We start from the raw sequence: 17,767 nt of genomic DNA on the forward strand, positions 1-17,767 counted from the left end.
GAGCTTGCGTTTGGCAAAGGAGGTTATTGAGATCAAAATTCTATTTACTTTTTATATACCCAGCGGCGGTGTGGAAACCTTGAACCGCCAACGCTGTAAAGTGCTCATTCAGGACGGGATTGAGTGTCACCTTCTCTATTATCAGCAGGGGACCGGGATGCAAAACCTGCACGGCGATATTCCAGTGTTCATGACCTCTTCTGAAGAAGAAATTCGAAAACTGGTGGAGGCTCATCGCTATGATGCAATTATCGTCTCTTCGGACTACCCCATGCTCCCCAGACTGAGAATGTTGGGCTATCAGGGGGTATTAATCTATGAATCGCAAGGCTTTGGCCCACACGAGGAAGCGGCATGGGTAGTCGCGGATGCGGCTCCGTATCTTCAAAAGTACGCCGATGCGGTGCTCCTGCCAGATACGACTCATTTAGTGAACTTATTCTCCAGCATGTGTCCATGGCTTAATCGCTACGTGTTTCCAAACGTACTGGATACCAGCGTATTTAATTATGTACCTAACACTCCTCCGATCAATCCGATTATTGCCTGGGTTGGGCGATTGGAGCCCAACAAGAACTGGAGGCATTTTGTCGACATTTCTTACTGGATGCTGCAAAACCGTTCGGATCTTCGAATCTGGATGTTTTATGATGACACCTTGTCTCAGCCGGAGGATAAAATACAATTCGAGAACATGCTTGCTCAGCTTGGCATGTCCTCAATTATCGAGCGCTTTAAAAGGGTGCCTCATGCCCAAATGCCCCTGTATTACTCCATGATTGGCGACTCAGGTGGCTACCTGCTATCAACCTCGCTGGTGGAGGGCTTCGGCTATGCGGTTGCTGAGGCGATGGCCTGTCGTTGCCCGGTATTAAGCTCTGATTCAGACGGAGTACGAGCATTCATTGACCACAACGAAACCGGTAAATTTTATCAGCAGGGAGACATCTTGCAGGCGATACTGCAAGGACTAGACCTGATGAACAACGTACCTCAACGCGAATCTATCCGCAGAAAAGGGCTGGAGCGAATCGTTAACCTGTTGGCACCAGACAAATATGTGCGCTCCTTCCGGCAGATGATGAACACGCTGGGTGTGAGGTAACTAAAAAAACAGCTGACGACAACCCTTTTTATATACGGGCCATCGTCAGCTTTAACTTGCCTTTTATTCTTGAGTATTGGAATCTATCTAATCTTAAGTAAGCGGTCTCCTGCATGAATATCCTTGGAATCTTCAACTAAGATATCCGTGTACACGGCTGTATTGGTTACAATGACGGATGTGGTAATATCATATCCTTCATCCTCTATAGCTTTGGGATCGAATTCAACCAGCTTGTCCCCTTTTTGAATCGTATCCCCTTCAGACACAAAGGAGGTGAAATGTTTTCCTTTCAAGCTGACCGTATTAATTCCAATGTGAATGAGCAGTTCAACTCCATCCTCAGAAATAAGCCCGATGGCATGCTTTGTTTTGAAAACGGTAACAACAGTTCCGTTAAACGGCGCATAGGCTACTCCTTCTTTCGGAATAATAGCGGCTCCCTGGCCCATCGCGCCACTGGAAAAAGCTTCATCTTTTACTGCGGTTAAAGGAATCAACTCGCCGTGTAGAGGACTGAATACCGCTTTTTCTTCCTCTTTGTTTTCATCTGCAACCTTAATCTCAGACGCAGGTTTTACATTTTTATAACCGAAAAGATAGGTCAGAATAAATGCGACTACAAAAGCTACAACCAAAGATACGATAAAGCCGATGAAGCCTGCATCCATGCCTTTTGGATTAATGAATAGAGGTATACCAAAAATGCCGCCTGAGGCAAATCCATATGCCGTTGAGCCGAGTAAGCCTGCTGCAGCTCCTCCGATTCCTCCAGCGATCGAGGCTAAAATAAATGGTTTTTTGGCGGGTAACGTAACCCCGTAAATAGCTGGTTCAGTAACTCCCATCAAACCCGCAATTGTGGCAGAAGTGGCTATGGGTTTTAATTTAGGGTCGCGTGATTTCAAAGCGATGGCAAATGCCGCACCTGTTTGCGCAAAAGTCGTACAGAAAAGCATACCGTTAATCGGATCAAATCCGTTTGTAACTACATTATTCAGGAGAATTGGAATGAATGCCCAATGCAGACCGAAGATGATGATGCCCTGCCAGAACCCGGCCAGAACGAGGCCAGCTACAGCCGGACTTAACTGGTAAATCCACATAGAGCCTTTAGCTAACCCATCGCTGATTATAGTTGCTATCGGTCCGACAACCAGAAAAACAAGCGGTGATATGATGACCAAGGTCAGAAAAGGCACCATAAACATTTTAATGGAAGCAGGTGCATACTTACTTATCATTTTTTCGACCTTAGCTGCCAAGAACGATCCAATAATGATAGGTATAACAGAAGAAGTATAATTAATCAGAACGACAGGTATGGTCAAAAAGGACAGCGCCGTTTTATCCGTAAAGGCGGAAGTAATAGTCGGATACACCAAGGCGGCCCCCAAAACAGCAGACAGGTACGGGTTTCCTCCAAATTTTTTACCTGCTGAAAACCCTAAAATAACCGGAAAGAAATAAAACATAGCGTCTGCTGTCGCATATAAAATTTTATACGTGCCCATCTGATCAGTCATCCAGCCCAGGGATGTGCATAAGGCCAATAATCCTTTTAGAATCCCCACAGCAGCGAGCACACCCACAACGGGCATAAACACACCTGAAATTACATCGACAAATCGGCTAAATAGGCTCGCTTTTTCATTTTTTTGGTCGTCTTCAACCATTTGATCTCCATGCTTTACTCCCATTGTATCCAAAAGAGCTTCGTATACTTTGGGAACCTCATTCCCGATGACCACCTGAAATTGGCCACCACTTTCCACAACGGTAATGACACCGTCAATCTGCTTGATCTTTTCTTTATCTGGCAATTGATTATCCTTCAGTTTAAATCTCAATCGAGTGACACAGTGAATGACACTGTTCACATTTTCATTTCCGCCCACGGCACTCAATACTTCTTTGGCTGTTTTTTTATGATCCATCATGTTCACTCCTTCTTGGATGCGCTTTCTATTTTTCTATTCGTAGTAGCTGGATGTGCTATAACTGCGACAATTACGGCACTTATCCCGCCTGCAAGTTTACCCACGATCATGGCAATCACCATATTCTTGTCCATTCCTGCTATAAAGCCAAGATGTCCTCCCAGAACGAAAGATCCACTGACAGCAAAAGCAATACTGATCACTTTTCCTCTGGGCTCCATCTCTTTAACTAAAGTGAAAGTAGGAATATTATGTGCAAGACTAGCTACCAGACCTGCAATAGCCGATGAATCTATGTTTAGCAAATATCCTACCCGTTCAAGCGGATTTTTAAATGTTTTTGTAATCCAAGCAACCAACGGAAACGCACCAGCCAATACAATAGCAATCGTTCCAACCGTTTGCACACCGACAGACAACGGAGCCATATTGGGAATGATCACAAATCCAGTTAAGGTTTCGATCCCAATTGCTACCAAACCGACAAGGGATAGAAGCCTAATGCCGTTACCAAACCACTTGAACAATCGGATCGTAAGCTCCGTAAATAGACGTAAACCCAGCATAATGATTATTGAAAGGAGAATGGGGATGATCAGATTTTTTAGAATCATAATCACGTCAAATCCGGCGGTAATTCCCCCTATGAAACAGCCAACGGGAATTGTACTGATACCGATCAAGATACCTTTTGCAAAATATGGATGATCCTCTTTTCCCAAAATGCCGAGGGCAACCGGAATCGTAAATACGAGCGTTGGGCCAAACATGGTCCCCAGAAAAACCCAGGAAAACAAGCCCGCTTGCTGGCTGTGCGCCATTTCTGCCGCAAGCGCGTATCCTCCCATATCTACCGCCAATATCGTATTAGCAAAGGATGCCGGATCGGCACCCATTGCCACATATAACGGTGAAACAATGGGGATCAACCATGAGGCCAGTACAGGAGCCAAGGAAACAATTCCTATCATGACCAGAGCAAGAGAGCCCATGGTCATGAGCCCATTGTTGAAGGCTTGTCCCAAACCCCAGCGATTTCCCAAACATTGATCCAATGCACCCAGCACTAAAAAAAGAGCGATAACATACATCACAATATCGTTAATGGACATCCTGTTGCCTCTTAATACACATGAACTTTATGATTTTCTGCGCTGTCATAGGTGTCGAATACAAGCTGAAGGGTCTTGATATTGTCGTGACCACTCGTTTGAAATTCTTTTCCCGTGTTAAGACAATCTATAAAATGAGCCTGTAGCTTTTTATGGCTTTCCTCATAGTTTAATTCAGTCTTTTCAACCAATACTTTTTCGACTCCCTGATTATTAACGAGAGATAATTTACCTGTGTTATACAATTTGAGGGTGGCCTCATCGCCTTCAATCACCAGCTGTTCTTTATGATCGGGAAGAACCTGCTCTGGAAGCTGCCCATTCAGTTCCCTACGAGTCGCCCAGCTCATGTCCATAAGACCAAAATAATGTTCATAACCTAACATGATAATGCCTGTGTCTTCTCCCTGTGTGTATGGGCTGACCCGCTTGGTTTCTGCATACAAACGCTGAGGTTCACCGAATAAGAAACGCCAAGTATCCAGCCAATGAACTCCCATTTCATAAAACAAGAGCTTGGGCATATCTCTGAAAAATGGCTGGGGCAGCTCTTTTTCCGGAGCAAACCTCGGCGAATAAAAATCGGTATGCGTGTAACGTATAACATTCATATTCCCAACGATATTATCTGCCAGCAATTTTTTTATAATTTGAAAAGGTTCAAGCCAACGCCAATTTTCCGTCACCATAAGTCTGACTCCTGCGGCTTCAGCAATACCTACAATCTGCTCAGCTTCCTCCACAGAACGTGCAAAAGGTTTTTGGCACATAATATGTTTTCCGGCTGCGGCCGCCAGTCTAACCAGTTCCAGATGTGTCTCCGGAGGTGTAATGATGTCCACGACATCAATATCCGCTTCGCTTAACATCTCCTCCAGGCTGGTGTAACAATATTCAGTAGGTACATGGAATTGAGCTGCTTTTTCAAAAAGTAAGCCTTTATTTCGATCACAAAATCCTTTGATTTCTGCATCCGAGATAAACTGCCATGCTTTTATATGTTTTTCCGACCAATATCCTGTTCCAATAACACCGATTTTCCACATGTTGCTTCACTCCATCCACATTCTTCTCTGTTTTTATTTCGTTCCGATGATGACAACATCACTTTCAAAGCTGTGCATGTCTAGCACCGATTGATCCTTTTGGACGGACACGTCGGTTTGGGCAAACCGCTTCCCGGCTAAATCAATCGTTGTAAACTTGTAATCCTGCACGTTGATACTTAGTCGCACCTTCGTGTTAAATGGGACATACAAGATAAGGGTATTCTCGTTCCCCGCAGCTCTAATTTCCTCTGACTTGTTTAAAACAATATCTAGCGGCTTTATGCCAATAAGGTTATACATTTCAAACAAATATTTAATAAAGGAATAATCCCACGCACCTTCAAATCGCAATGCCGCTCTCCAATCATAGGGACTATCGAATCCTTCCCCTTCTACAATGCCGAATTTCTTTCCTTTCTTGTGCCAGCTCCAAATGCCATGCGCCCCGTAGGTAATTCCCGCTCCCCCGCCTGCGAGGAGACTTTGCCATGCTGCTTTTCTGGCATCCAGTGCTGTGTATCTGCCATACACATTGCGGCTGTAACTAATTTGTTCATAACATGGCTCCCCATTAATGACAGGCCGTATATCCGGCTTATGATAGAAATGTTGAGCAATCTCATGGGCTACATGTTGAAACTGGGAGTTATGTCCTGATTGATACATATAGAATCCAAGACCCTTGTGTTTCTCAAAGGCTGGAGGAATTTCTCTCAATCTCCCTTGAATATGCAGCGTAGTTAAGCTTGCAGGGCTTAATTGTTGTACAATTTCCAGTGCTTTTAAATAATAGGAATTGGCGCGTTCAGTCGGAAAATCACTATCCCCGCTAATCAGAAAAATAGGATCAAATCGAGAAAAACGGTTTACGACGTACGTTACATAGGGTTCCACGCATTCAAACGGCATTTTATTACCCTTTTGGAACATTTCAGCCCATGTATCCGGTACATAGTTACACCACAACAGAACCAGTGCCGGAACAAACCCATGCTCTACAGCCATTTTCAACATGGTTTCTGCCCGGTCAAAATAAGCTTCGTTTAATGTATGGTAGTCGAAATCCCCATTTTCCAGTAATGCAAACGGCTGTAGATTCAGATCCGATTCACTTGCATCCCATTGTCGGAGCATGTTGATTTGCAACACATTGAAACCCTGCATCTTCCGATAGTCAAGATAATCGCTCCACTCCTCTATCGTCGCGTTGGTAAATACACTCCAAACCGTATCTGCCAAATAAAAAAAAGGTTTGTCCTCTTTTGTAAAACTTCTTTGATTTTCAGCAATGTTTAAACTCAAATGAATCACCGTTCCTCTCTTGCTGTATTCACAAAATTCTCTAAACAAAACTAAATAAATAACTAAATTTATATGATTATTTCGCAAAATAAACTAAATTAAAGCGCTTTACACTTGAATATTAACATTACAAATCATAAATGGTCAACAAATTTTTATTTTTAGTTATTTAGTTTAGTTTAGTTTATAAGCTAAACTTTCTTGCTAAGTAATGATATAATTTATGTAGTTTAGTTCAATAGGGGGTTCCACATTGAAAATTGATGATATTGCAAGGCTTGCAGGTGTTTCTAAATCTGCTGTCTCTCTTGCTTTTAATAATAAACCTGGAGTCAGTGAAGAAACCAAGGAGCAAATTCTAAAAATTGCCCAAGAGCATGGATATAAACCACGCACCATGAAGACAAGCAAGGAAGTTATTAAAAATCATCATGTGATACGCTTTGTGGCCTGTAAAAATACAGACATCGTAACAGAGCATTATGATTCACTTCCATTTTTCAATGAATTAATTCATCATATTACCAATCAGGTGAGAGAACATGGAAACACCTTGATTTTTTCGTCTTTTGATAGCCATAGCCTCGAAGAAGAGTTATCTGCTTTGGAAAAAGATCAGCCCTCTTCAGGCATACTTCTGCTTGGCACCAATTTAACTTCTGAGATTATTCATTCCATACAATCCATTCATTCCAATATTGTGATTTTGGATACTTGCTTTGAACACGTCGATGCCAGTTTCGTATCTATTAACAACTATCTTGGTGGATATCAGGCAGGCCAATATTTAATTCAGTCAGGACATAGAAAGATAGGATACGTACAATCCAGTACCAGAATTCTTAACTTTAAAAAACGAAAGGAAGGGTTTATGGCGGCTTTAGAGGAGCACAATCTTTCCATAGAAAATGGGCTTACATTTGATATGCATCCCATGCTTGTGATGTCACAGGACGCATTTAAAACAGCTATTCATGAATTGAATGAGCTACCTTCGGCCCTATTTTGCGAAAATGATTATATGGCGATCAGTGCCATTAAAACGTTTCAGGAGATGAACATTCGAGTGCCTGAACAAATTTCCATCATGGGATTTGATAATATTCATGAAGCCAAGGTCATTAGCCCGGAACTCACAACTATTCATGTGAAAAAGGATATTTTGGCCCGAACTGCTGTCAACTTGCTTATGGAGAGGCTTAACAATCATCAGGGGCATCATACTCAGGTTCTTGTGAATACAGAGGTTATTGAAAGAAGATCTTGTTTAGCCTTGAAATGACCTATGATCATTGGTTTATTATTGCTTACTGTCTCTATGATTAAAAAATAAAGCCGCCATATAGGCGGCCTTTTTTTTAATCATCCAATTGCATATTGGACATTTTCAATTTCTCGTCATTCGTTGAAATCTTCCTCTGTCAAATCCATATTTACGCTCGCAGCGGTTCGACTGCCGTCGGCCGCGGCAAAAATCAACTGAGAAGGCATGAAGTACGATGAATCCCCAGCAGCATATACACCAGGTATGGAGGTTCTCCCCGCTTCATCCGTCTTGATCCCGCCCGACTCCGTTCTTTCACAGCCCAAATGTTCTCCAAGCGGTGCACTTTGTACAAACTGTGGAGTCACGAAGCCGCCGACCCTCGGGACTTGAGTGCCATCCGTAAAGCGCACATGCTCCAGCTGCCCATTGTGACCGATGAACGACGCAACAGGTTGATCCATTACCACAATTCCCTTGGATTGAAGCCGTTCTTTTTGTTCGTCCGACAGGGATGCATGACCGTTCGTACAGACGATCAAATCCTTACTCCAGTTCAGGAGTAGTTTGGCTGTATGAAATATAGCCGCCGATTCAGAGACGAGGACAAGCGGTTGATCCCGCAACTCCCAGCCGTCGCAATAAGGGCAATTAAACAAACTTTTTCCGTATAACGGGTAAAAACCTTCGATCTCGGGGAATATCTCCTTTATGCCCGTCGCTAATATCAATTTTCGTACTTGAACGCGAAGACCTGATGAATCAAGCACCTCAAATCCGGATTCGTTCTTCATAATCGAAACAACTTCGGTTTGCAGATGATGGACAGACGGATAACGCAGCACTTCCTCATAAGCTACACGGCGGAACTCGGCTGGCGTTACGCCGTCTCTCGTAATAAAACCATGCGACGCATGCGTAACCGCATTTCTCGGCCGATTATTATCAATCAAAGCCACACTTCTTCTTGCCCTGCCCAGCACGAGGGCTGCATTCAATCCGGCGGGCCCTCCGCCAATAATAGCGCAATCGTACAGCATAGCACTCAACTCCTTTTCGAAGATATTAAAGACTTATTATATCTGTTATTAAAACGAAAAAACGCTTTACATAATTGGCAACCACCCTCCTTCTATCTAAAGTTGCTTACTTTTAAACTTGCGTTTGCTTTTGCGCCAAATCGACCAATTTCGTATTTTTTAGATGTCGTTCCATTTTTTCCTCTGCTTCCCTCATTACAGCTTGAATCAGGCACTCAGATCCGTGGACAAAATCACATTCAAACAAAGAATTCGTACCTTCAATGGCATGGATAATATCCAAAAAGGTAATATCATCTTTATGACGGGATAGGCGATAGCCTCCATTGGCTCCAGAAACGGATTCGATCATTCCAGCCTTCACAAGCCTCGTCAAAATTTTTGAAAGATAAGTTGGCGAAACATTTTGGGATTCGGCCAATTGCTGAACACCTACCGGCTTAACCGACGAATCAGCAACGAGCATGAGCATGGTGTGCAGCGCATAATTTGTAGCTTTTGTAAATTTCATAACTACACCTCAATCAAAGACTTATTGTGTCTACTATATCTCTGAATCTGCTGGTGTGTCAAGGTCATCTAGGAGTTACGCTGTTGTCAATCCTTCTTTTGGTTACGCTCGAACCGTTGTATACTGTTCATCAGAACAGCTAAGAAAGGGGGCTCGTTTTGCGTATTTTTGATATTCTTCGTATATTAGTTGCTGAACAGATGGTCAAAGGAGAACACTTGGCAAATGCATTGAAGGTATCCTCTCGAACGATACGAACAGATTTAAAGGAATTAGGTGCGCTGTTGTCAAAGCATGGAGCAGCAGTTAAATCCCTTAAAGGAACGGGCTACAAGTTAGAGGTTCGGGACGAACAAGCATTTCATCATCTGCTGAAGCAATTAAAGGATTATGAAAATAATGTGCCCTATCCACTAGCGAATTCCTCTGAAGCCAGAAATCGTTTTTTAATGAAAAAGCTGTTGCTTACCAATGCATATGTTAAACTTGATGATTTAGCCGAGATCCTGTATGTTAGTCGATCTACTTTACAGAATGACCTCAAAGAACTACGCAAGTTACTGGCAACTTACGGACTTTCTCTGGAGAATAGACCCTATCATGGTATTCGAGTCAAAGGTAATGAGGCCAGGCTGCGTTATTGCATTTCCGACTATATATTTAATAGGATAGATGAAATAGGCGACCAGCAGATGTCCCCCCCTCCTCTGATCTCTAACGAAGAGATGGAATTCATAAGAGAAGTGATTCTGGATCGTATTGAGATCCATGATATTCAGCTGTCGGACATTGCCCTGAACAATCTGGTCATTCATATCGCTATTGCATGTAAGCGTATTCGCGAAGAAAGGTATGTCTCGTATTATCCTCAAGAGATGAAAAAAATCGAAGCGCAAAAAGAGTTTAGGGTGGCGACTGAGATCGTATCCGCCTTGGAACAAAACATGAAGTACTCCTTTCCACTTGTTGAAGTTGCGTACATTGCTGTTCACCTATTGGGTATAAGGACCGTCGTTAGTGCCCGTATGGATGAAGTGGAAATTAAAAAGATCATTGATAAAGATATCTACGAACTGACTATCGAAATATTAGACCAAATTGATCAGCAGTTGAAGATGAACATCCATAACGATCAAGAATTGCTGATTGCATTTTGCCTTCACCTCAAACCGGTGATCAACCGCTATCAATACGGAATGAATTTGCGTAATCCTATGCTGGATGAAATCAAAGCCAATTACCCGCTTGCCTTTGAAGCAGGTATTATTGCTGCGGAGGTCATCAAGCAGCGGCTTCATATACACATCGAGGAAAATGAAATTGGGTATTTAGCCATTCATATCGGAGTCGCGATGGAAAGAAAGAAAATGGAGGACGCGCCCAAAAGATGTATGATCGTATGTGCCTCTGGACTCGGCAGCGCTAAGCTGCTGTATTACAAGCTTCAATCGGTCTTCGGTTCCAGGTTGGATATCGTGGGAACCACTGAATTTTATAAACTGAAACAAATGCCGTTGGATACACTGGACTTTGTCATTAGCACGATCCCCATTTCAGAACCGCTTTCAATCCCCATGATCCATGTGAATACATTTTTAGGCGGTTCCGATATTACTAAAATTGAACAAGCCATTTCTGAGGCCAGACTTCCTGCTGTGCAGTATGTACGAAAAAAAATGGTCTTTCTTCAGCAGAAGTTTGAGAACAAACTCCAAGTGCTTGAATTTATAGCCGAAAAAATACACGAAGCAGATCTTGTAAAAGGCCCCCTGCTGCAATCTGTGATAGAGCGTGAAGCCGTTTCCCCCACTTCATTTGGCAACTTTGTCGCGATCCCGCATCCAATGGAACCTTTCGCAGATTCTACGTTTTGGGCCATCTGTACATTACAAAAAGCTATCGACTGGGATGGCAAGCCGGTGCAGTTTATTTGTATGCTCTGCATACAGCGCACCAAATCAGAGGATTTACAGACTATGTATCATATTTTGCTTGAAATTTTAAATAATGAACAGCTCGTCCAACAGCTTATTCGCTGCAAATCGTATATAGAATTCATAGAAGTGTTGCATAAAAATTATTGAATATAAGAAGTATGTAAAAAAAAGAGAAATCTAAAGCCTACATGGCTGGGGTTTCTCTCTTTTTATGTTTAGTGATAGAGACTTCAACTACAAAGAACGATTTATTTCCGTTAAGAAGAGGAAATAATGTGCGTTATGTTGAAAGCGATTCCAAATTATAATAGCCATACGAAGGGATCATTGAAAGGAGAGAAGATCACGTGAATAATGATGAATCTACAGAGCACGACGTGAACATGGAGGACATGGATGATACAGAGATTGTATTCCAAATTATATTATACGCAGGGAATGCACGCAGCTCGGCCATGGAGGCGATTGAGCTTGCAAAGGCGGGGAAATTTCAGGAAGCCAAAGAAGAATTAGCTTCAGCAAAAAAAGAACTGGTGTCCTCCCACAAAATTCAAACCAGAATCATCCGTAAGGAAGCAGCGGGTGAAAAAACAGAGATGTCCGTCATGATGGTGCATGCTCAAGATCATTTGATGAATGCCATCACCATTCGCGATATGGCCTTAGAGTTTGTAGACCTGTATGAACGCATTGATCAATTCGTACCGAAATCGTAGAGGGAGGGGCGCTATCCCATGGCTTTCAAAGACAAACTGGTTGACGGCCTCACATCGGTAGCAAATGCAATCAACAATTTTAAATATATTATAGCGATCAAATCAGCTTTTATCACATTGATGCCCGTTATTATTGTCGGTGCCTTTGCTGTGCTGATTTCCAATATGGTCATGGACCCGGTCAATGGTTTGGCCCATTTTAAGCCATTCTCATTCCTGGCTGAGTACAAACCGATTTTCTCGAGCATTAACTATGCCAGCTTGAATATCCTTACCATTCTGGCTGTTTTCATGATTGGTCTGGAGCTAGGAAAAATTAATGGAGAGAAAAATCTCTTCCCCGGTTTGCTTGCTTTAATCTGTTTTATCTCTGTGACACCAACCACGATAGAGTTGATGGTTAACGGTGAAATGCAAAAAGTAACAGACGTCATAGCCCGTCAATTTACGGATACCAAGAGCTTGTTTTTAGGTATCTTCATAAGCATCCTATCCGTTGAGCTATACAGCAAACTGGGCAAGTCTGATAAGCTAAAAATCAAAATGCCTGAAAGTGTTCCCAGCAATGTGGCCGTTTCTTTCTCCGCACTCATTCCTACCATTATTACGGTGACTGTCTTCTCAATGTTTGGATTCTTTTTTCATAAGTTTACGGGACTCTATCTGTACGATGCTGTCTATAATGTGGTGCAAAAACCTCTGGAGACCGTAGTACAGGGACTGCCAGGTATACTGGTGCTGATGCTGGTTGCGCAAATTTTCTGGGTGATCGGTATTCACGGGAACCAAATGGTAAAGCCCATTCGTGAACCCCTGCTGCTTGGCGCGATTACCGTCAACATGACTGCTTATGAGCAAGGACTGCCCATTCCGAACATTATTACGATGCCTTTCTGGGACGTGTACATGAGTATCGGTGGTTCAGGGATTACACTGGCCCTCTTAATTTGTATTATGATCGCCTCCAAGCGTGAAGATATGAAGGAAATAACAAAGCTTTCGCTCGGCCCAGGTCTGTTTAATATTAATGAGCCTGTCATTTTTGGACTTCCGATTATGTTGAATCCATTGATGGCTATCCCTTTCATTATTACTCCGCTCATCACAGGAACGATTGGTTACTTTTCGACGTTGCTTGGATTTGCAGGTAAAGCCGTCGTCATGGTTCCATGGACTACTCCGCCTATTATTAATGCCTACCTGTCTACAGGTGGAAGTATTGGCGCCGTCGTAACTCAGATCATTTGTATTGTGGTAGCCATTATCATTTATTTCCCGTTCGTCAAAATTGCCAACAAGCGAACGACTGAATAATGCGCTACTATAGAAATACATCAATTAATTGAAAACGCATTCTTTATCAATGAAAAGGAGAAACATGTCATGGCTAAACATACGATACAAATTCCGTCGAATTTCATCATGGGTGCAGCGGCTTCCGCCTGGCAGACGGAGGGCTGGAGCGGTAAAAAAGAAGGGCAGGACTCATACCTAGACCAATGGTACAAAAATGACCGCTATGTCTGGCACAATGGATATGGACCCGCGGTTGCAACCGACTTTTATAATCGCTATGCCGAAGATATTGCGCTGATGAAACAGATTGGTTTAACCCATTATCGTACTTCTATTAATTGGTCCCGCTTCTTAACGGATTATGAGAATGTAGTGGTGGATGAAGCGTATGCGGATTATATGGGCCGAGTCATTGATGAGCTGATTGCAAGCGGAGTCGAGCCGATGATTTGTCTGGAGCACTATGAGGTACCCGCTTATTTGATGGATAAATATGAGGGCTGGTCCTCCAAGCATGTCGTGGAACTGTTTGTAAAATATGCAGAAAAAGTGTTTGAACGGTACGGCGATCGGGTCAAGCACTGGTTTACGTTTAATGAGCCTATTGTTGTACAAACTCGTGTCTATCTAGATGCCCTCCGCTATCCCTATGAACAAAATACGCGGAAGTGGATGCAATGGAACTATAATAAAACGCTGGCTACCGCGAAGTGCGTACAGCTTTTCAAAGCAAAAAACTATAGTCAGCACGGGGCTAAAATAGGCGTTATTCTGAATCCCGAAGTCACTTATGCCCGATCAAGCGCCCCTCATGACCAGTATGCGGCACATGTGTATGATTTATTTTACAATCGAGTATTTCTGGACCCGCTTATTAAAGGCGAATACCCGCAAGAATTGTTCGATCTCATGGGCAAGCATGATATTGCATTTGAAGCTACAACGGAAGAACTGACCGTGATTAAGGACAATACCGTTGACTATGTCGGGATCAATCTCTATTATCCCCACCGGGTCAAAGCACAGAGTAAAGCGTGGAACGAAAGCAACCCCTTCCACCCCTCTTACTACTATGAGCATTTTGATCTTCCGGGTAAAAGAATGAACAAGTCACGGGGCTGGGAGATTTATCCGAAAATCATCTACGATATGGGAATGCGTATCAAGAACGAATATCACAATATCGAGTGGTTTGTCGCAGAAAATGGTATGGGCATTGAGAATGAAGCTGCTTTCAAAAATGAGGAACACATCATTCAGGACGACTATCGTATTGACTTTATAACTGAGCATCTATACTACACGTTACAAGCTGTAGAAGCGGGCTCCAACTGCACAGGTTATATGCTGTGGGCCTTTACAGACAACGTTTCTCCCATGAATGCTTTTAAAAATCGCTATGGACTGGTGGAAATTAACCTGGACAATGATCGAAGTCGGCATTTGAAGAAATCCGGCTACTGGTATCAAGCCGCTATCAAGGAACGCTCATTTATTGCTGATCTGGATGAAGAGTATAAGTAGTTAAGAATGAATTCTGGAGGCGCTCAAATATGAAAAAAATTATTTTGGCATGTGCTGCGGGTATGTCCACATCCATTTTGGTTTCTAAAATGAAAAAAGAAGCAATAGCAAGATCCATAGAGCTGAGCATCGAAGCCATCCCCGAGAGCACCATTAAGGAAGAGCTAGAATCCGTTACAGATTCTGTGATTGCTATTTTGCTCGGACCCCAAGTTCGGATGCGTAAAAAGGCAGTAACCGAAATTGCAGCTCCCTATGGTATCCCTGTAGATGTCATTGACACGTTGGCTTATGGTAGAGGAAACGGTGCAGCTGTCCTAGACCAAGCCTTGAAGCTGGCTGGCGAGAACATCTAATTGCTATTCATATGAAAAAGAGGCTGAGAGTTTCCTCAGTCTCTTTTTTGAGTTGCGCGCTCTTTATCACGACATACCTTCTTTGCCTGAGCCCATACTGCTCACATACGTTTCCTGTAAACCAGCAGAAATGCCGTATAGCGGTTCCCAACGAAGCCAATGTCTGGCGACTGCGTTACTAAGACAGCTATGGTGAATGTCTCCCGCTCGCGCTGGTGAATACACAGGACGGACAGACGAACCATGCAGCTTTAGTAAATCGTAGGCCAGTCGATTGATGGACGTCGTTCGTCCCGTACTTACATGTACTGTGCGTTGGTCCGCTGCATGAATAGCCGCCATATTCGCTCGAACTACATCCTTGACGTACACAAAGTCTCGGGTTTGTGTCCCATCACCGTGAATGAGCAAGGGGCTTCCTTTTTTCAGCCGCTCCATAAAGAGAGCGACTACACCACCCTCTCCCTTCGCGGCCTGACCGGGACCATACACATTTCCATAACGCAAAATCGTGTAGTTCATACCGTACAGCCGATAAAAAAGTCGAATATACGATTCTGCGGTCAGCTTGGACAGTCCGTAGCCTGAAATGGGCTCCACGGGATCGTCTTCCTGTATACATTGCTTTTGCAGCTCTCCATATACACCGGACGTGGATGCAAATATAAATTTTGACACCCCGGCTTCATGACAAGCCTGCAACAAATGAATCGTCCCCAGCACATTCACATCCGCGTCCTCATCGGGCCGATGGATGGATTGCTGCACATCCGCCTGTGCGGCCAAGTGAAACACAATATCCGGGCTTTCCCGAATCAGCAGCGTCCTAGCTTCAGAGCTGCGAATATCCGCAATATGCATGACCGCGCGCGGGTCCACATTTGCAATATTCCCGGTCGTCAGATTATCCAGCACATGCACTCTGATGCCCGAATCAGCAAGCGCACGTACCAGCTGAGAACCAATAAATCCGGCTCCCCCGGTGACCAAAGCCTTCACTAGCTCACCCTCCTTTTGAACCGAAGCATATGACTTCCCTTCGCATCATGTTATGCGACTCCCTATAGCTTGGCGCAGGCACAAGCACAGTCCGAAGACAATCTATAATGTGTCTCTAGAATCTCAGCACCTCAGACATGCAGTCTCACGTTTTTCAGCATATAACGCCACAGCTCATCCTGACCGTTCCATATATCCTCAGGTGGCAGCTCTACTGAAACCAGCCGCTCCAACCCCCAGTCCAGCTCCGTCACACCATCAGTCCCTGTATAATCCACGTATAACAAGCGAAAATCATGTGTAATCCTCTGTAATAACACATCATGTAGTTCCACCGCTTGCTCCCGACTGCCCCCGAGACGAACCAGTAGCAGACGGGACGCAAGCGTGAATTGATCCAGTAGACGTGCGATGCGGCGATCAAGCGTCGTTTTGAATGCAGGGTAGGAAGTCAGCTGCTCCGATGTATTCTGGCTAACCGGAAAATGGTGTGCCGCTGTAATCCCATAGGATGCATCCTCGACCATGAAGTTATGCTCGCCATAATCATGCCCCGTGACACGCAGACTGTCATAATCCATAAATCCGGTAAAACGGGCTTCCAGCAAGCGACTGATCTGTGACAAGTTACCGGAAATCATCCAGTCCAGCGGCCCCGCATATGGACGCAGTCCGTTTTTATCCAGCTGAATGGAAGGCAAGCAATGTCCACCCAGACTGAATACAGCATCATATTCCCCCTGTAACCGCTCAAGCACGACGCCCTCCCCTTTCCGAAGACAAGGTCATCCCTTTAAAAAGAGTACGCCAGTGCGGATCACTCTTGTAATTCCATACATCGGCAAAAGGCATTTCCACCGCGCATACATGCGGAAGCTGCCAATCCACCTCCATCAACTCCGTTACGCCGGAACAATTCACCACCAACAAACGAAATTCATTCGCTACCATGCCCGACAAAATACGTTCCAGTTCCTCTACTTCTTCATAGGTTCCCAGCATACGGACGAACAAGCTACGCTTCGCCATCTGTGTTTTTGCAAAAAAACGTTCAATACGACGGTCTATCTTTTCCTTGAACTCGGGGTAGGTCACCAGATCTGAGGACGTATTACGTTCCTGCGGAAAATCATGTACCGAGATCACATTATAAGCGATATCTCTGACCATATAATTCAGTTGGCTCGTACCAACGACACTTAAATTGGGCAAATCCATAAATCCGGCAAACCGATTTTCAAGCAAGCGGTTCACATCGGACAGCGTGTCAGACATCATCCAATCCAGTACCCCGGCAAACGGCCGCAAACGGTTCTTTTCCAATTGAATGGCAGGTGTACAGTTTTGTCCCAGACTGAAGACCGCTTCATATTCCCCTGCCAGCTGTGCGAGTCTCATAGCCGTGCCTCCTTTTTTAATACGACCCTTCCCTCAGATCCTGCTCAGCCCTTCTTCTGTAGTCGAAAAGGGACTTCAAGCCGTAGTTTGTTCCACTCTACATTACATGCACAGCACGGCGAAAAGGGTTGGACACCGATGCGCTTTTTGTCAAAGAGGCGTACAACTATCCAGTCCAATCCCGGCTATTTTTCATATCATATTAAGGCTGGTAACCT

At 43.9% G+C, this 17,767-nt stretch carries 16 protein-coding genes; 7 read left to right on the plus strand and 9 right to left on the minus strand.

The features are described 5' to 3' along the window. Positions 1–10 precede the first annotated feature (10 nt). Positions 11–1,105 carry a glycosyltransferase family 4 protein gene (locus KAI37_RS20505; protein WP_071642697.1) on the plus strand — a complete coding sequence of 365 codons (1,095 nt, stop codon included), beginning with the start codon at positions 11–13 and terminating at the stop codon, positions 1,103–1,105. Between the two features lie 83 nt (positions 1,106–1,188). Here the strand turns inward: KAI37_RS20505 and KAI37_RS20510 are convergent, their stop codons facing one another. From KAI37_RS20510 to KAI37_RS20525, 4 genes are read right to left on the minus strand one after another with little or no spacing between them, the layout of a single operon-like run. After that, a complete protein-coding gene (locus KAI37_RS20510; RefSeq protein WP_104498051.1) occupies positions 1,189–3,042 on the minus strand; it encodes a beta-glucoside-specific PTS transporter subunit IIABC in 1,854 nt (617 codons plus the stop codon). A 5-nt stretch (positions 3,043–3,047) separates the two neighbouring features. Then, positions 3,048–4,157, minus strand: a complete 1,110-nt coding sequence (eutH, locus tag KAI37_RS20515) for an ethanolamine utilization protein EutH (RefSeq protein ID WP_220030119.1) — start codon at positions 4,155–4,157, stop codon at positions 3,048–3,050. 11 nt (positions 4,158–4,168) lie between these two features. Continuing rightward, entirely contained in the window at positions 4,169–5,203 is a 1,035-nt protein-coding gene (locus KAI37_RS20520) for a Gfo/Idh/MocA family protein (RefSeq protein ID WP_071642701.1), read from the minus strand. A gap of 33 nt (positions 5,204–5,236) precedes the next feature. Continuing rightward, complete coding sequence (locus KAI37_RS20525; RefSeq protein ID WP_071642703.1) at positions 5,237–6,517, minus strand: glycoside hydrolase family 140 protein; 1,281 nt, start codon at positions 6,515–6,517, stop codon at positions 5,237–5,239. 244 nt (positions 6,518–6,761) lie between these two features. Here KAI37_RS20525 and KAI37_RS20530 point away from each other — a divergent pair, with 244 nt between their 5' ends. Next, positions 6,762–7,790 (plus strand): LacI family DNA-binding transcriptional regulator, encoded by a 1,029-nt coding sequence (locus KAI37_RS20530; protein ID WP_220030120.1) that lies wholly within the window; start codon positions 6,762–6,764, stop codon positions 7,788–7,790. Between the two features lie 116 nt (positions 7,791–7,906). Here KAI37_RS20530 and KAI37_RS20535 read toward each other — a convergent pair whose 3' ends face one another. Both KAI37_RS20535 and KAI37_RS20540 read right to left on the minus strand, forming a co-directional pair. Next, on the minus strand, positions 7,907–8,812 hold the full coding sequence (locus KAI37_RS20535; protein ID WP_220030121.1) for an NAD(P)/FAD-dependent oxidoreductase: 906 nt from the start codon (positions 8,810–8,812) through the stop codon (positions 7,907–7,909). A gap of 112 nt (positions 8,813–8,924) precedes the next feature. Next, entirely contained in the window at positions 8,925–9,323 is a 399-nt protein-coding gene (locus KAI37_RS20540; RefSeq protein ID WP_013311738.1) for an Rrf2 family transcriptional regulator, read from the minus strand. A gap of 158 nt (positions 9,324–9,481) precedes the next feature. On the opposite strand from KAI37_RS20540, the gene KAI37_RS20545 reads away from it, so the two are divergent. The 5 genes from KAI37_RS20545 (at position 9,482) to KAI37_RS20565 (ending at position 15,152) form a co-directional block, all read left to right on the plus strand. Beyond that, positions 9,482–11,407: a BglG family transcription antiterminator gene (locus tag KAI37_RS20545; protein ID WP_220030122.1), complete on the plus strand. Its 1,926-nt coding sequence runs from the start codon at positions 9,482–9,484 to the stop codon at positions 11,405–11,407. A 236-nt stretch (positions 11,408–11,643) separates the two neighbouring features. Next, positions 11,644–11,976, plus strand: coding sequence for a PTS lactose/cellobiose transporter subunit IIA (locus tag KAI37_RS20550; RefSeq protein WP_218638842.1), 333 nt, complete (start codon positions 11,644–11,646; stop codon positions 11,974–11,976). Between the two features lie 18 nt (positions 11,977–11,994). Beyond that, positions 11,995–13,290 carry a PTS sugar transporter subunit IIC gene (locus KAI37_RS20555; RefSeq protein ID WP_025722215.1) on the plus strand — a complete coding sequence of 432 codons (1,296 nt, stop codon included), beginning with the start codon at positions 11,995–11,997 and terminating at the stop codon, positions 13,288–13,290. 69 nt (positions 13,291–13,359) lie between these two features. Beyond that, positions 13,360–14,796: a glycoside hydrolase family 1 protein gene (locus tag KAI37_RS20560; protein ID WP_220030123.1), complete on the plus strand. Its 1,437-nt coding sequence runs from the start codon at positions 13,360–13,362 to the stop codon at positions 14,794–14,796. A gap of 29 nt (positions 14,797–14,825) precedes the next feature. Beyond that, positions 14,826–15,152, plus strand: a complete 327-nt coding sequence (locus tag KAI37_RS20565) for a PTS sugar transporter subunit IIB (RefSeq protein WP_220030124.1) — start codon at positions 14,826–14,828, stop codon at positions 15,150–15,152. 66 nt (positions 15,153–15,218) lie between these two features. Here KAI37_RS20565 and KAI37_RS20570 read toward each other — a convergent pair whose 3' ends face one another. The 3 genes from KAI37_RS20570 to KAI37_RS20580 all read right to left on the minus strand — a co-directional run bounded on the left by KAI37_RS20570 (position 15,219) and on the right by KAI37_RS20580 (position 17,549). Beyond that, positions 15,219–16,151: an NAD-dependent epimerase/dehydratase family protein gene (locus KAI37_RS20570; protein WP_025722218.1), complete on the minus strand. Its 933-nt coding sequence runs from the start codon at positions 16,149–16,151 to the stop codon at positions 15,219–15,221. A 131-nt stretch (positions 16,152–16,282) separates the two neighbouring features. Beyond that, a complete protein-coding gene (locus tag KAI37_RS20575; RefSeq protein ID WP_220030125.1) occupies positions 16,283–16,909 on the minus strand; it encodes a DUF1796 family putative cysteine peptidase in 627 nt (208 codons plus the stop codon). Then, positions 16,902–17,549 (minus strand): DUF1796 family putative cysteine peptidase, encoded by a 648-nt coding sequence (locus KAI37_RS20580; protein ID WP_220030126.1) that lies wholly within the window; start codon positions 17,547–17,549, stop codon positions 16,902–16,904. Before KAI37_RS20580 ends, KAI37_RS20575 begins: the two co-directional genes overlap by 8 nt. Between the last annotated feature and the right edge of the window lie 218 nt (positions 17,550–17,767).

This window comes from Paenibacillus sp. S25, assembly GCF_019454085.1.
In the GTDB taxonomy this organism is placed as follows: Bacteria; Bacillota; Bacilli; order Paenibacillales; family Paenibacillaceae; genus Paenibacillus; species Paenibacillus polymyxa_B.

Coding starts and splice junctions, on each gene's coding strand:
- KAI37_RS20580 (WP_220030126.1), bottom strand. CDS start 17,549: ATGAGACTCGCACAGCTGGCAGGGGAATATGAAGCGGTCTTCAGTCTG.
- KAI37_RS20520 (WP_071642701.1), bottom strand. CDS start 5,203: ATGTGGAAAATCGGTGTTATTGGAACAGGATATTGGTCGGAAAAACAT.
- KAI37_RS20540 (WP_013311738.1), bottom strand. CDS start 9,323: ATGAAATTTACAAAAGCTACAAATTATGCGCTGCACACCATGCTCATG.
- KAI37_RS20560 (WP_220030123.1), top strand. CDS start 13,360: ATGGCTAAACATACGATACAAATTCCGTCGAATTTCATCATGGGTGCA.
- KAI37_RS20555 (WP_025722215.1), top strand. CDS start 11,995: ATGGCTTTCAAAGACAAACTGGTTGACGGCCTCACATCGGTAGCAAAT.
- KAI37_RS20550 (WP_218638842.1), top strand. CDS start 11,644: ATGGAGGACATGGATGATACAGAGATTGTATTCCAAATTATATTATAC.
- KAI37_RS20565 (WP_220030124.1), top strand. CDS start 14,826: ATGAAAAAAATTATTTTGGCATGTGCTGCGGGTATGTCCACATCCATT.
- eutH (WP_220030119.1), bottom strand. CDS start 4,157: ATGTCCATTAACGATATTGTGATGTATGTTATCGCTCTTTTTTTAGTG.
- KAI37_RS20510 (WP_104498051.1), bottom strand. CDS start 3,042: ATGGATCATAAAAAAACAGCCAAAGAAGTATTGAGTGCCGTGGGCGGA.
- KAI37_RS20535 (WP_220030121.1), bottom strand. CDS start 8,812: ATGCTGTACGATTGCGCTATTATTGGCGGAGGGCCCGCCGGATTGAAT.